Source organism: Duganella violaceipulchra (assembly GCF_019166075.1).
GTDB classification, from domain to species: domain Bacteria; phylum Pseudomonadota; class Gammaproteobacteria; order Burkholderiales; family Burkholderiaceae_D; genus Rugamonas; species Rugamonas violaceipulchra.
Genome location: NZ_JAHTGR010000002.1, coordinates 574778 through 587862 on the forward strand (window position 1 = coordinate 574778; position 13085 = coordinate 587862).

Below are 13085 nucleotides of genomic sequence, written 5' to 3' on the forward strand. Positions count from 1 at the left end.
GCCTGTGCCAATCAAGAAACCTGAATCCCAAGCGGCTGCAAAGCCGAGCAAAGTGACCGCAAAATCCGCCAAGACAGCGGATAAGTCGGAAACGCGTGTCGCCAGCAACCCGCCAGCGGTCAGCCAGACCACCGACGCGGCCACGCTCGCTGCCATCGATACCTCGGGCTACGTGCTGCCGTCGGTCAAAGTGCCGGGCCGGCGCGGGCGCAAGCCGAAAGAATTCCAGCCAGAAAACGACGAAGTCGCCGCGCTGAACGCGGTCGAACGCGCCGAACTGAAAGCGGTCGACAAGGCCAAGGCCAAGGACCGCAAGGCCAAGGAAAAGGCGCTGCTGAAGGATGCTTTCTCGTCGGACACGGAAGCCACCGAGGAAGAACTCGAACGCCGCCGCCAGAAACTCAAGACCCTGATCAAGTTCGGCAAGGAACGTGGCTTCCTCACGTACGCCGAGATCAATGACCACCTGCCAGAAAATATCGTCGATCCGGAAGCGATCGAGGGCATTATCGGCACCTTCAACGACATGGGCATCGCCGTCTACGAGCACGCGCCGGACGCCGAGACCCTGCTGCTGTCGGACAACGTCGCCACCGTCACCAGCGACGACGAAGCCGAAGCGGCCGCCGAAGCGGCGCTGTCGACCGTTGACTCCGATTTTGGCCGCACCACCGACCCGGTGCGCATGTATATGCGCGAGATGGGTTCGGTCGAGCTGCTGACCCGCGAAGGCGAGATCGAGATCGCCAAGCGCATCGAAGACGGCCTGAAAGACATGATCCAGGCGATTTCCGCCTGCCCGGTGACGATCGCCGAGATCATCGCCGCCTCCGACCGCATCCGCGCCGATGAAATCAAGATCGATGAAATCGTCGATGGTTTGGTCGACGACAGCGCCGAAGTGGCTGCGCCGGTAGCGGCCGCGCCGGCCGAAGAGGACGACGAAGAAGAGGAAGAGGAAGAAGAGGAAGAAGAGGAAGAGGAAGAAGCGAGCGCGTCTGGCGCCGCCGGTTTCTCGGCCGAACAGCTGGAAGCGTTGAAAAACGCCGCGCTGGAAAAGTTCGACGTCATCTCCCTGCAATTCGACAAGATGCGCCGCGCCTTCGAGAAGGAGGGCTACAACTCCAAGGCCTACGTCAAGGCGCAGGAAGCGATCTCATACGAGCTGCTGGGCATCCGCTTCACCGCCAAGGTGGTCGAGAAGCTGTGCGACACGCTGCGCGGCCAGGTCGACGAAGTGCGCCATATCGAGAAACAGATCTTGGACGTGGCCGTGAACAAGTGCGGCATGCCGCGCGCCCACTTCATCAAGGTCTTCCCAGGCAACGAAACCAATCTGGAATGGGTGGACGGCGAAGTGGCCGCAGGGCACGCCTACAGCGCCATCCTGGGCCGCAACATCCCGACCATCAAGGAACTGCAGCAGCGCCTGATCGACCTGCAAGCGCGCGTCGTGCTGCCGCTGCCGGACCTGCGCAACATCAACCGCCAGATGGCGGCCGGTGAAATGAAGGCGCGCAAGGCCAAGCGCGAAATGACCGAGGCCAACTTGCGCCTGGTCATCTCGATCGCCAAGAAATACACCAACCGCGGCCTGCAATTCCTCGACCTGATCCAGGAAGGCAATATCGGCCTGATGAAGGCGGTGGACAAGTTCGAATACCGCCGCGGCTACAAGTTCTCGACCTATGCGACGTGGTGGATACGCCAGGCCATCACCCGCTCGATCGCCGACCAGGCGCGCACCATCCGGATTCCGGTGCACATGATCGAAACCATCAACAAGATGAACCGGATTTCCCGCCAGATTCTGCAGGAAACCGGCGCCGAGCCGGACCCGGCGACGCTGGCCATCAAGATGGAGATGCCCGAGGACAAGATCCGCAAGATCATGAAGATCGCCAAGGAACCGATTTCGATGGAGACGCCGATCGGCGACGACGACGATTCGCACCTGGGCGACTTCATCGAGGACAACAACACGCTGGCGCCGTCGGACGCCGCGCTGCATGCCTCGATGCGCGGCGTGGTCAAGGACGTGCTGGACTCGCTGACCCCGCGCGAAGCCAAGGTGCTGCGGATGCGTTTCGGTATCGAAATGTCGACCGACCACACCCTGGAAGAAGTGGGCAAGCAGTTTGATGTGACGCGCGAGCGTATTCGTCAGATCGAAGCCAAGGCGCTGCGCAAGCTGCGCCACCCATCGCGTTCGGACAAGCTGAAAAGCTTCTTGGAAGGCAACTAAGACTTGACTAGTGGCCGGGCTAGCCCTTATCCTCGCGAGTTCGTTTTAAAAACGAGCGCGCGTTGGAGGGGCTGCCAGGCCCCCAGCGCAAAGCAAGACCCTGGGCCTCTAGCTCATGCTTGGTTAGAGCAGCGGACTCATAATCCGTTGGTGCCGTGTTCGACTCACGGGAGGCCCACCAATAAAAACAAGGACTTAGGTGAAAACCTAAGTCCTTTTTTCTTTGTCCGTGCATTCCATGTGGGCGCAGTGTTGGTTTTCTGTCGTTGCCCGTCTTCTACATGGCAGTTCATGGCCTGTGAATTTTCGACCAGCGAGTCGAGTGTCGGAGATGCAATAAAATTGTCGTAAGATTTCTTTTGAAATTTCTTGTCATAAATTTTTAGCTCAAAATGAGTGCACGATTTGATTTAGATCTTGTGCGGCGCGCAATTTCAATCTATATTTTGTATAGGTACTCTTCAAGCATGACAAGACCTCAAATCCGTAGGACGCAGATGTCGCGGAACCAACTTGAGGAGTACATTCGGAGCGAGTCGCTCGATTCGCGGAATGTGTTTTTCACGACTCATGTGAAGCAACAAATGAAGACGCGTCATATAACCATGGCGTGCGTGTTGTCGACCCTGAAACTTGGAAGGATTAAACGCACTCCGGAACCTAACACAATGCACGGGACACTCGAATGCCGTATGGAGCATTTCAGCGCCGGCCATAACGTAGCCGTCATCGTGGCAATAAGCGACGATGACCCGACATTGATACTGGTTACAGCGATGTACACTTAGGAGGAATTTATGTATCACTTTACCGACGGAGGCCTGCGTAACGTTTGGCTCAAGAATGGCTACGTCGAGAAGGACACACCATACGGCAAGGCGGTGTCCTTTCATGACTTAGATGGCCTCATTAAGACAATTTGCCTGGCCCTATCAAGTAAACCTGGAAAGCTCACCGGTGCCGAGTTCCGCTATATTCGTTGTGGGCTGTTGCTGTCCCAAAAATCGCTTGGCAAACTGTTGGGATGCACGGAACAGGCGATTGCAAAATGGGAAAAGACAGGAAAGGTGCCGAAGACTTCTGACTTGGTTATTCGCATGCTTTACAAAAAAGCACACGACGGTAACGAACGCATCGGCGCGACGGTGGAAATGCTGAATATAATTGATCGCATCAGCCATTCGCGGATTATCGTTTCTGAGTCCCGCCAGAAGTGGACCTCTACAGTTGAAGAGGAGCCTGGGGACGTAGCTGTCGCCTAGAAGTCGCGTTGTGCTAAAACTAAAAGGGCCCGTGAGAACGGGTCCTTTCCATTCTACTCCACGTCGAGGTTGCTGTTCGAGATCCATGGTTTCGACATCGTCATCTGAAGCAATTGGTTTACTGCCGCATCACTCGCTATCGGCCGACTATTCTTTGCCATCATGGGACGGTCAAGTCCATACCGAGCATCCTGATCAGGACGAAGGTGACGAGCCCCAGGCCCATGAGCGCCAGGCCGAAGACTGCGGCCACCTTGCCGCTCGCGCGTAGCACCGCGCGCATCTCATTCTCCTTGCCCTTTTTCCCTTGATCGTAATGCCACTTGATGGCGAAGAACATGCCCGTGCCGAGCACGAGCGCCTTGAATGTAACGAATACTATAGGGATCCAATCCATCATTTTGAGTTTTTCCTGGCTGAGAGCGGAGCAAACGTCGGCGACTGCCATGCAAAGATGGTGCTGCTGTACGCTCTGATGCATACTACCAAAAAGCAATTCCCATACATTGAGACAAACTGTCCCAGTTGAAACCATGCAAGATGAAAATTCTCCAATCTGGTTGCCGCGATTGGCCGGGAACAAAGGGCCACGTTTTTTGCAGATTGCGGATGCGTTGCAGGCGGCGCTGGCGGACGGGGCGCTGAAACCGGGCGATCGTCTACCCCCGCAGCGCCGGTTGGCAGCCCAGCTGGACGTCGACCTGACGACGATCACACGCGCCTACGACGAAGCCAGACGCCGCAACTTGCTGGAGGGGCGCGGCGCTCGAGGCACTTATGTCGCGGCGCCGAAAGTCGAATTGACTTCGCTCCTCGACCTGAGCATGAATACCCCACCACCGCCCGATGGCGTGGACTTCGACGACATGTTGAAGCAAGGTTTGTCGCAAGTACTGATGAGGGCAGATAATGCATTGCTGATGACTTACCACCTCGGAGGGGGAAGCGACTCCGACCGTAAGGCTGGCGCCAAATGGCTGGAACCGATGTTTGGACATCTGGAATCCCGGCAGCTTGTCGTCTGTCCGGGTGCGCAAGCGGCGATCGCCGCATTGATCCTTGCGCAGACGGAGCCTGGCGATATCATCCTGGCGGAGCCAACGACTTATCCCGGCTTGCGTGCCGCAGCGACCCAATTCGGCCGGCGCATCATTGCGGTGGCAGCGGACAAGCATGGGATGTTGCCCGAGGTGTTGGAGCAAGCGTGCCGCCAGCACAAGCCTGGGCTGGTCTACCTCAATCCGACATTACAGAACCCGACCGCCACCACCATGCCGGAACGCCGGCGCAAGGAGCTCGCCAGCATCGCGCAGCGCTGCAATGTGCGCATCGTCGAGGACGATCCCTACTGGCTCCTCGCGGATGCCCCGCCGCCACCGATTGCCACGTTTGCACCGGAACAGGTGACCTACATCTCCACCCTGTCGAAATGCCTGACGCCCGGCTTGCGTGTCGCCTTCGTGCTCATACGCGACCCGCACCAACGCGAACGCTTCCTGGCCGCGCTGAGATCGTTTGCGCTGATGGTCGCTCCTCTGACGGCAGCACTGGCCACGCAGTGGATACTCGACGGTTCGGCTGACCAATTGCTGGAAGGCGTACGCAACGAGGCGCGCCTGCGCCACCGGATGGCTAGCGATATTCTGGCAGGGCGGTACAGCGGCGCCGCAGACGGCCTGCATGTATGGCTCGAGTTGCCGGCGTATTGGAACTCCTCGCAGCTGGCGCGTGCAGCCGACAGCGAGGGCATCGCAGTCACGCCGGCGGAGGCCTTCGCCACTGGCAGCGTATCCGTGAATGCAATTCGGATCTCGTTGGGCGGCATCAAGGACCGTGGACGCTTGCAGGCGGGTCTTCAACGGCTGTCCCATCTGCTGGCCCGGCGGCCCGAGTCGCACATCGCCGCCGTGGTTTAACTGGCGGCGTTGATCAAACCAGCTTGAGCTCGCGCACCTTGTGGATCAACTGCACCACATTGTGCACCTGCAATTTACGCATGACGTTTTCCCGGTGCTTGTCGACGGTCTTGGCCGACAGGTTCAGGCGGGACGCGACGTCGATGCTGGCGTAACCCTGGTAAATCAATTGCACCGTCTGTAGTTCACGCGCCGTCAACAGCTCGTCGCAGCTGGCGATTTGCTGCTGCACCGAATCGCTGAGCACCGTCCTGCCGTCCATCACCTGCGCGATGCAGCGCAATAAATCCGGGCCGGAGCAATCCTTTTGCAACACCGCGTCCGCCCTGGCATCGCGCAACTGCTTGAGCACGATGCCGGACTGGCTGCCGGTCAGCGCGATCACCTTCAGCTTCGGATAGCGCTGCTTGCAATACCCCAGCATCGCCGACGACTCGCCGCCCGGCATGTGATAGTCGAGTATCAGCAAATCGATCGCCTGTTGCTGCAGCGCCGGCTGCACCTGCTCGAGGCTGGCGGCCTCGGCCACCACCCGCATCCCTTCCTGGCTCTGCAGCAGCAATTTCAGCCCTTGCCGGAAAATGGCGTGGTCGTCGGCCAGCAGGATATCCATAAAGATGACTATCAGAAATGGTGATAAAATAATGATAACATCTTGGGAGGCCTCATTGTTGGCTAGATTCTTCACATCGGCCTGGTTGGCGTTGCTGTTGTGCTGTTGCGCCGGCCATACGCTGGCCCAGGTGTGTCCCGAGTCGCACGATGGACAGACCAGCTTGCATGCATGCGTGCATGCACTGCCAGATGCCGCCGCCGCGCAAGCCATGGCGGCGTTCGGCTTGCCCGCACTGGCTGGCGGCAACTGGTACCGCATCGATTTGTCCGCCATCGGCGGCAAGAGCCTGCTCGACCTGGGCATACCGGACGCCTACCGTGTGCAGGTCTACCAGCAGCAGGGCGGACTGGTGCGCAGCGTGCTGGCCCTCGACGCCGCCAGCAACTACGCCGACCGTCCGGTCCGGCATCGCCGCCTGATGGCGCCGTTGTCGCTGGCGCCCGGCAGCGCCACCGTCTACGTTTATTATCACACCCACGGCAAGACGCCGCTGCTGGCGCGCTGGTGGCGTGTCGACCAGCTCAATGCCAGCGATACCGAAGCGCATCTGTTCAGCGGCCTGGTGGTCGGCATCATGCTGGCGATGGTGCCGGTGGTTGTGTTCGTCCTCGGCGGCCAGCGCGCGCTGGGCTACCGCATGTATGGCGCGGTTGTGCTGACCAACACGCTGTTTGTCGCCCAGGTCGAGGGATATAATTTCGCCTTCCTGTGGCCGCATGCACCCGCCTGGAATATGCTGGCCCCCGGCGCGCTGGGCGTGCTGGCGTTGATGGCGCATGTCGGTTTCGCCATGGACTTCCTGCAGATGCGGGCCCGCATGGCGCAGCTGTACCGCTGGCATCGGGGGCTGCTCGGCGTCAGCGCGCTGACGCTGGTGGCGCATCTGATCTACGGACTCGACACGCTGCTGACGATACAAATGCTGAGTTACGCGGGATTCGGCTGCGCGGTCGCGGTCGTCGGCGTGCGCCAACGCATCGAGGCGGCGCGCTTCTATCTGCTGGGCGCAACGATATTGATGGCCAATCCGCTGATGCTGGTGATCTTCGTCATCCTGGGCGTGGACCGGGTGCCGTATTTTTCCGTGCTGGCCCTGCCGAAAATTGGCTGCCTCGGCGAGGCGCTGCTGTTCGGCGCGGCCGTCCTCAGTCAGCTCGAGAAGTCTAATGTGCGCCTGGCCGACAGCCGCCTGCGCCGGCTGGCCGAGGCCGAGCAACTGCTGCAGGCCGAACAAACCAAGCTGGCGGCCCTGGAGCAAGCCAACGAGCGCCTGCTGCGCCTGGCGTCGGCCAGCCACGACATCGCCCAACCGCTGGCCTCGCTGCGGCTGGCGTTCAGCGCGCTGGCGCCGGCGCAAGGTCCGATCGCCGAGCACATCGACGCCACGCTGGCTTACGCGCAGTCGCTGCTCAAGGACCTCATCGAACAGGCGCGGCAGGACCAGCGCCTGCCCGAACCGATCATGCTCACCTCCATGTTCGGCCAGTTGGGGCAAGCCTTCCAGGCGCAGGCGAACGTCAAGGGCTTGCGCCTGTCCGTGCGCCCCAGCGATGTGCGGGTGACCGGCTCGTCGCTGCTGCTGTACCGCATTCTGGCCAATCTGCTGGCCAACGCCGTGCGCCACACGCCCAGCGGACGCATCGTGCTCGGCGCGCGGCGGCGTCCCGGCGGCGTCGAGATCCAGCTGTTCGACACCGGGCCGGGCATCCCCGCGCCGGCGCGCGAGCGCCTGCTGCTGCCGTTCGAGCAGGGCGGCCACGGCGAGGGCTTCGGCCTCGGCCTGTTCATCGTCAAAAACCTCTGCCAGCAGTGCGGCTACGCGCTGCGCATCGCGTCCACGCCGGGACGCGGCAGTTGCTTCGCAGTTTTCATCCCCTCAACGTTGACGTGTTGATAAAAATACGGTGATTTCCGTATTTCCCCGCTGACCTGCGGTGACTACAGTGGCTGCAGCGATGGCGCAACGCCATCCCACATCAACCACTGGGGAAACCGTCATGAAATCTTCCATCAAAACCATGCTGTCCGTGTTCACCTTCGCCGCCGGCTGCAGCGCGCCGCTGGCGTTTGCCGACACCATCACCTTCGATAACGCCGACCTGACCAGCGTCGCCATACGGCCGACCATCTTCACCACACAGGGCTTCGTCTTCACCTCGCTCGACTATGAAGCGATCGGCGGCGGCGTCGCGCCTTTCGGCAACGGCACCAATGTGCTGAAATTCGCGGCCTACGACATCGTCTCGGGCACCCCAAGCAATGCAGTGACGTTCCGCCGCCAGGACGCCGCGCTGTTCAATCTCAACAGCCTGGAGTTTTCGCCGGGTGACTACGCCGGCAATGACGTCAAGATGGGCATCAAGGGCGTGTTTGCCAATGGCTCGACTGTTTCGGGTTACTTACAGGCGCACAACGGCGGCGGTCTGACGCCGGTCGATTTCGACGGTTGGAATGGTCTGGCGTCGGTCGTCCTCACCGGTAATTTCCTGAGCCCAGGCTACGTCCAGGTCGACAACATCAATGTGACGGCCGTGCCGGAACCATCGAGCTACGCGATGTTGTTCGGCGGCCTGGCTTTGCTCGGCGTCGTTGGACGGCGCGCCAAGCGCGCGTGAATTCATCACCGTGGGCGTCCGGATTGGCGTCCCAACCTGCTGTTCCAACCTTGGGGATTTAACATGAATTATCAGAAAAAACTGAGCACCATCGGCGCCGCGCTGCTGCTGGCCGCTGTGACCTTGCCAGCCATGGCCGGCACGCCGTTGGCCGGACGCGACCAGTTCTTCCACGCCATTGCGGCCACGGATGAGAATGCAACCTATCTGTATGACGCCGACTACAACATCACCTGGCTGCGCAGCACCTCGGGCGCCAATGTGATGACCTTTGAACTCGCCAACAGCTGGGCCAACCTCAACTGGGGCGGCCTGACCGGATGGCATCTGCCGTCCGCGGGCAGCGTCTACGATTCCGACCTCTATCCCAGCACCGTCAAGGGCATAGGCTCCGATGCGGCCCACCTGTACTACGACGTGCTGGGCGACCGGCCGGGCCTCGATCATGCCGGCAATCCGCAGACGATCGTGCGCAATGAGGGACCGTTTGGCGCCGGCGGCGTGCCCGCGATGATCTGGTTGTCCGGCACGCATGCCACGCACGCGGATTACGCCTACAACTTCAGCTTCTTCGCCGGCATCAATGGCGAAGGCCCGCGGAACGGCTTGATCGGCGCCATGACCGTGCGCAACGGCGATGTGCTGGCGGTGCCGGAACCGGAAACCTATGCCATGATGCTCGGCGGCCTGGCGCTGGTAGGGGTCGTGGCCCGCAGGCGCAAGACCGTGGCGTCCTGAACGCGGCGCCGCCTGCCGTCAATACCTGGCCGGCGCGTTCGGCGCCGGCGTCGCCTTGCGGATGAAGTCGCGCAGGTCTTCGTTGGACGTGGCCAGGTCTTCCGAACGCAGATACATCATGTGGCCGCTGCGGTAGCCTTCGAAGCGCAGGCGGTCTTTCATCTTGCCGCTCGGATCGAGCTGCCACATGGTGTACTTGGCGTCGAAGTAGGTGCAGGCGCCGTCGTAGTAGCCGGACTGTATCATCACCTTCAGGTAGGGATTGGCGGCCATCGCCAGGCGCAGATTGTCGCCGGTTTTTTCGTTCTTGAAATCCCATGGATGGACGTCGCCGAACAGCGAGTACTTGAGGTCGGTCTTGAACTGAAGCTCGTTGCGCAGGTACTGGTTGATGGCCGGCGTGAACGAATGCAGCCACGAACTGAGCTCGGCGTTGTAGTCGGGCGCGTTGCCGCTATCGCTCTTGTCGATGCCCAGGTAGCGCGAGTCGAGGCGGCCGACGGTCTTGCCCTGCGCGCGCAGCAACTCCTTCCAGAAGTGCTCGGGCGGCACCACCAGATTGTGCTGCAGCAGGAAGGTCTCGGACAGTCCGGAGTAGCGCGCCATCTTCGCGGCGATCTGGGCTTTTTTCTGCGGGTCGAGGAAGCCGCCCTTGGCCAGCGCCGGCAGCAGTTCGTCGACGGTGAAGGCTTCGACTTCCGGCAGCACGTCCTTCAGGTCGCGGCTTTGCAGGTCGGCCGGCAGCACTTTCTGGTACCAGGCGGTGGCGGCGAAATACGGCAGCGCCAGCGCCTCGCCCACCGCGCCTTCGCGCTTCAGGCCCAGCTCGGTTGGCGACACCAGCACCACCCCGTTCAGATACATCCATTGCGCGTTCTGCAGTTCCAGCGCCAGGCCGGCCACGCGCGAGGTGCCGTAGCTTTCGCCGATCAGATACTTGGGCGAGGTCCAGCGACCTTCGCGCGACACGAAGGCGCTGACCCATTCGGCCAGATAGGCGATATCGGCATTGACGCCGAAGAAGCGGGCGCGGTCGTTCTTGCCGTCCAACACGCGCGAAAAGCCGGTGTTGACCGGATCGATATAAACGATATCCGCGACGTCGAGGATGGAGTGCGCATTGTCGTGCACGCCGTACGGCTGGGTGGGATAGCCTTCGGCGTCGAGGTTCAACAGCTTGGGACCGGTGTAGGCGATGTGCATCCATACGGACGCCGAACCGGGCCCGCCGTTAAACGACAGCACCAGCGGGCGCCGGCTTTTGTCGGCCACGTCGGTGCGCTGGTAGTAGGTGTAGAACAGCGACGCGATCACCTTGCCGTCCTTGTCCCACACCGGCTGGGTACCGGTTGTTACTTTGTATGGAATGTTCTTGCCCTTGATGACGACCTGCGCCGTTTTGCTGACCTGGGTGTCGGCCTTGAGCACGCGCTCATGGGCCAGCAGGTCGGCGGCGCGCTCCTTGCCGAGCGCCGGCGCGGCGGCCGCGGGGGCGGGCGCAGCGGGTTCCGCATCTTGCGCGGAGACGGTCGCGCTCAACACCAGCAACAACATGGCAAGCCTGGATTTCATACTCAACTCCGAAGGTGAAATAACCAATAGTAGTTCAGCTTCGGGTTTGCAGTCCAGTTTGCTGTCGCTCAGGTTTTGGCGGACGCTTCCGCCGCCCGCACATCGACCATCGCGATCACCAGATCGGCCTCGGCCAGCAGCGCCTTGACCGGGAAGCCGTCCTCCAGCGCCACCACGGCGCCGGCGGCAATCTTTTCGTTGGCGCCTGGCGAGTTCGGCATGAAGGCGAACTGCGGGAACCTGGTCTCGCCGTGCTGGGCGATGTCGCGCAAGGTGCGCGGGGCGGCGCGCAGCAGGCCGTTGCGGACGTGGCGCTGGCGCTCTTCGTTGCGCTCTTTCAGCAGCGCTGTCAGGCGTTCGACTTCCTTGTGCAGGCGGTCGGACTCGGCTTGCAGCTTGCGCAGTTCGTCGTCGCTGAGCGCGTCTTCCCATTGCGTCAGTTTCAGCAGGCCGCGTTTGTGCAGCCCTTGCCGTTGCAGGTCCAGGTCGACCGTGGACAGGCGCAGTTGATGCGCTTCCAGATCCTGTTGTTCCTTCACGTCGCCGTTGGCGCGGTGCCATTTGTCGCTGAAGTCGAACACCAGCCCGTCGAAGTAAAAATACATCGGCAGGCCCTGTTCGAGTAGCTGGCTGGAGGTCTTGTTCCAACGGCTGGCCAGTTCGGCCAGCGTCAGGGTGACAGGTTCGATGATGGGCATGGTTGTAGCTCGTAAATTTCAAAGCCGGATTTTCTCACAGACGCCGTCCGGCCATCCGCCGCACGCCTCAGCGCAGGCGCTTGCGCATGAAAATGGTCGCTTGCGGATTGTCGTTGTAGCGTTCGCAGCGTTCATAGCCCAGCTGTTCGTACAGCCGGATCGCCGCGTGCAGGTCGTCCTTGGTGTCGAGGTAGACGGCGTCGTAGCCGGCTTGCGCGGCGTGGCTTTCCAGCGCCTGCATCAGCGCTTCGGCCAGGCCGCGCCGGCGGAAACGGTCGGCCACGTACAGGCGCTTGCACTCGGTCGCGCCGGCCACTTCCGCCAGTGCACGCATGGCCACGCAGGCGGCCGCTTCGCCGTCCACGTAGGCGATCCACATGGCCGAGCTGGCGTCGTTGAGGAAGGCGCGGATGGCCTCGTCGTCGTCGCGCAGCACGACGTTGATGATGTCGAAATACTCGACCAGCAGATGGCGTGCATCGTCGAGCTGGGCGGCGGTGGCGCGCACCACGCGCGTGGCCGGGGTCGACAGGATGTGCTGCACCGTGCGCATCGCCTCCAGCAATTCCGTGCGCTGCGCTGCGCCCAGCTGGCCCAGCATGCGCACCGTTTCCGCCGAGGCGCGATGGTTGATGTCGGCGATGACGGCCTGGCCCGCGTCGGTCAAGCTCAGCAGGGTGGCGCGCTTGTCCTGTTCCGAGCGCACGCCGTTGATCAGGCCGCGCTCGCTGAGGGAACGCACCAGGCGGCTCATGTAGCCGGCATCCAGATCCAGTTTGTTGCGCAGATGGTTGGCGGTGCAGCCGGGATGCATCGATAGTTCGTACATGACGCGGCCTTCGCTGAGCGAATAGTCCGTGTCCAGGTAGCGCCCGCGCAGCAGGCCCAGGTGTACGGTGTAGTAGCGGTTGAATTGCCGCACGATGTAGGCTTGCTGTTGCATGTCTTGAGGCATGGGCTACTCCTGATGCTTGCTTTTGGCAACTATATCGGCGAAGTGCGGTGCAGTCAACCGGAGCTGCATGTAAAATGACAGCTTCCATTAGCGGAGTAGCGACGATGATGTTTTTAAAAGTTCCGTTTGCGGAAAAAGACGAAGCCAAGGCTCTGGGCGCGCGCTGGAACGGCGAGCGCAAGGCATGGTACGTTCCCGACGGTAAGCCGACCGAACCCTTCGAGCGCTGGCTGGCGCCCGGCGGCGCCGATTTCGTGCCGGCCAAGGCCTCGGTGGCGCCGAAAGCCAAGCCGCTGTCGGTCGATTCGTATGTGGGCAAGTCGGTGGTGGGCAAGTTCTACCAGGAATTGCCGCACGACTGCAATCCCTTCGAGGCCTGCCCGGTCTGCGCGCCCGTGCTCGCCAGCTCCGGCTGGCAAGCCGCCCATGACAGCGTCGACCAGATGCTGTCGTCCCTGCGCGCCTGAC

13 protein-coding genes and 1 tRNA gene are annotated in these 13085 nt (G+C 61.5%); 9 read left to right on the forward strand and 5 right to left on the reverse strand.

Annotation, left to right across the window (positions count from 1 at the left end; translation table 11 throughout):
• Positions 1-4 precede the first annotated feature (4 nt).
• The 4 genes from rpoD (at position 5) to KVP70_RS05575 (ending at position 3507) form a co-directional block, all read left to right on the forward strand.
• Positions 5-2245: an RNA polymerase sigma factor RpoD gene (gene rpoD / locus KVP70_RS05560; RefSeq protein ID WP_217941071.1), complete on the forward strand. Its 2241-nt coding sequence runs from the start codon at positions 5-7 to the stop codon at positions 2243-2245.
• Between the two features lie 102 nt (positions 2246-2347).
• A tRNA-Ile gene (locus KVP70_RS05565) sits at positions 2348-2426 on the forward strand.
• Between the two features lie 316 nt (positions 2427-2742).
• Positions 2743-3033 (forward strand): DUF4258 domain-containing protein, encoded by a 291-nt coding sequence (locus KVP70_RS35360; protein ID WP_369698886.1) that lies wholly within the window; start codon positions 2743-2745, stop codon positions 3031-3033.
• Between the two features lie 9 nt (positions 3034-3042).
• Positions 3043-3507 (forward strand): hypothetical protein, encoded by a 465-nt coding sequence (locus KVP70_RS05575; protein WP_217941073.1) that lies wholly within the window; start codon positions 3043-3045, stop codon positions 3505-3507.
• A 160-nt stretch (positions 3508-3667) separates the two neighbouring features.
• On the opposite strand, the gene KVP70_RS05580 is transcribed toward KVP70_RS05575, so the two are convergent.
• Complete coding sequence (locus tag KVP70_RS05580; RefSeq protein WP_217941174.1) at positions 3668-3907, reverse strand: hypothetical protein; 240 nt, start codon at positions 3905-3907, stop codon at positions 3668-3670.
• Between the two features lie 133 nt (positions 3908-4040).
• Here KVP70_RS05580 and KVP70_RS05585 point away from each other — a divergent pair, with 133 nt between their 5' ends.
• Positions 4041-5423, forward strand: coding sequence for an aminotransferase-like domain-containing protein (locus tag KVP70_RS05585; protein ID WP_217941074.1), 1383 nt, complete (start codon positions 4041-4043; stop codon positions 5421-5423).
• A 13-nt stretch (positions 5424-5436) separates the two neighbouring features.
• On the opposite strand, the gene KVP70_RS05590 is transcribed toward KVP70_RS05585, so the two are convergent.
• Positions 5437-6036: a response regulator gene (locus KVP70_RS05590; RefSeq protein WP_217941075.1), complete on the reverse strand. Its 600-nt coding sequence runs from the start codon at positions 6034-6036 to the stop codon at positions 5437-5439.
• Positions 6037-6094: 58 nt separating this feature from the next.
• Between KVP70_RS05590 and KVP70_RS05595 the strand changes: the two genes are divergently transcribed.
• The 3 genes from KVP70_RS05595 (at position 6095) to KVP70_RS34155 (ending at position 9392) form a co-directional block, all read left to right on the forward strand.
• Positions 6095-7933 (forward strand): sensor histidine kinase, encoded by a 1839-nt coding sequence (locus tag KVP70_RS05595; protein WP_217941076.1) that lies wholly within the window; start codon positions 6095-6097, stop codon positions 7931-7933.
• Positions 7934-8036: 103 nt separating this feature from the next.
• A complete protein-coding gene (locus KVP70_RS05600) occupies positions 8037-8654 on the forward strand; it encodes a PEP-CTERM sorting domain-containing protein (protein ID WP_229224604.1) in 618 nt (205 codons plus the stop codon).
• Between the two features lie 63 nt (positions 8655-8717).
• Positions 8718-9392, forward strand: a complete 675-nt coding sequence (locus KVP70_RS34155; RefSeq protein WP_229224605.1) for a PEPxxWA-CTERM sorting domain-containing protein — start codon at positions 8718-8720, stop codon at positions 9390-9392.
• An 18-nt stretch (positions 9393-9410) separates the two neighbouring features.
• Here KVP70_RS34155 and KVP70_RS05610 read toward each other — a convergent pair whose 3' ends face one another.
• From KVP70_RS05610 to KVP70_RS05620, 3 genes are all read right to left on the reverse strand, one after another.
• Positions 9411-10964, reverse strand: a complete 1554-nt coding sequence (locus KVP70_RS05610) for a S10 family peptidase (RefSeq protein ID WP_229224606.1) — start codon at positions 10962-10964, stop codon at positions 9411-9413.
• 68 nt (positions 10965-11032) lie between these two features.
• Complete coding sequence (locus tag KVP70_RS05615) at positions 11033-11662, reverse strand: hypothetical protein (protein WP_217941078.1); 630 nt, start codon at positions 11660-11662, stop codon at positions 11033-11035.
• A gap of 67 nt (positions 11663-11729) precedes the next feature.
• Positions 11730-12617: a bifunctional helix-turn-helix transcriptional regulator/GNAT family N-acetyltransferase gene (locus KVP70_RS05620; protein WP_217941079.1), complete on the reverse strand. Its 888-nt coding sequence runs from the start codon at positions 12615-12617 to the stop codon at positions 11730-11732.
• A 104-nt stretch (positions 12618-12721) separates the two neighbouring features.
• Here KVP70_RS05620 and KVP70_RS05625 point away from each other — a divergent pair, with 104 nt between their 5' ends.
• Positions 12722-13084, forward strand: coding sequence for a DUF5710 domain-containing protein (locus KVP70_RS05625; protein ID WP_217941080.1), 363 nt, complete (start codon positions 12722-12724; stop codon positions 13082-13084).
• Position 13085 lies beyond the last annotated feature (1 nt).

Coding starts and splice junctions, on each gene's coding strand:
- KVP70_RS35360 (WP_369698886.1), top strand. CDS start 2,743: ATGTCGCGGAACCAACTTGAGGAGTACATTCGGAGCGAGTCGCTCGAT.
- KVP70_RS05575 (WP_217941073.1), top strand. CDS start 3,043: ATGTATCACTTTACCGACGGAGGCCTGCGTAACGTTTGGCTCAAGAAT.
- KVP70_RS05580 (WP_217941174.1), bottom strand. CDS start 3,907: ATGATGGATTGGATCCCTATAGTATTCGTTACATTCAAGGCGCTCGTG.
- KVP70_RS05585 (WP_217941074.1), top strand. CDS start 4,041: ATGCAAGATGAAAATTCTCCAATCTGGTTGCCGCGATTGGCCGGGAAC.
- KVP70_RS05590 (WP_217941075.1), bottom strand. CDS start 6,036: ATGGATATCCTGCTGGCCGACGACCACGCCATTTTCCGGCAAGGGCTG.
- KVP70_RS05600 (WP_229224604.1), top strand. CDS start 8,037: ATGAAATCTTCCATCAAAACCATGCTGTCCGTGTTCACCTTCGCCGCC.
- KVP70_RS34155 (WP_229224605.1), top strand. CDS start 8,718: ATGAATTATCAGAAAAAACTGAGCACCATCGGCGCCGCGCTGCTGCTG.
- KVP70_RS05610 (WP_229224606.1), bottom strand. CDS start 10,964: ATGAAATCCAGGCTTGCCATGTTGTTGCTGGTGTTGAGCGCGACCGTC.
- KVP70_RS05615 (WP_217941078.1), bottom strand. CDS start 11,662: ATGCCCATCATCGAACCTGTCACCCTGACGCTGGCCGAACTGGCCAGC.
- KVP70_RS05620 (WP_217941079.1), bottom strand. CDS start 12,617: ATGCCTCAAGACATGCAACAGCAAGCCTACATCGTGCGGCAATTCAAC.
- KVP70_RS05625 (WP_217941080.1), top strand. CDS start 12,722: ATGATGTTTTTAAAAGTTCCGTTTGCGGAAAAAGACGAAGCCAAGGCT.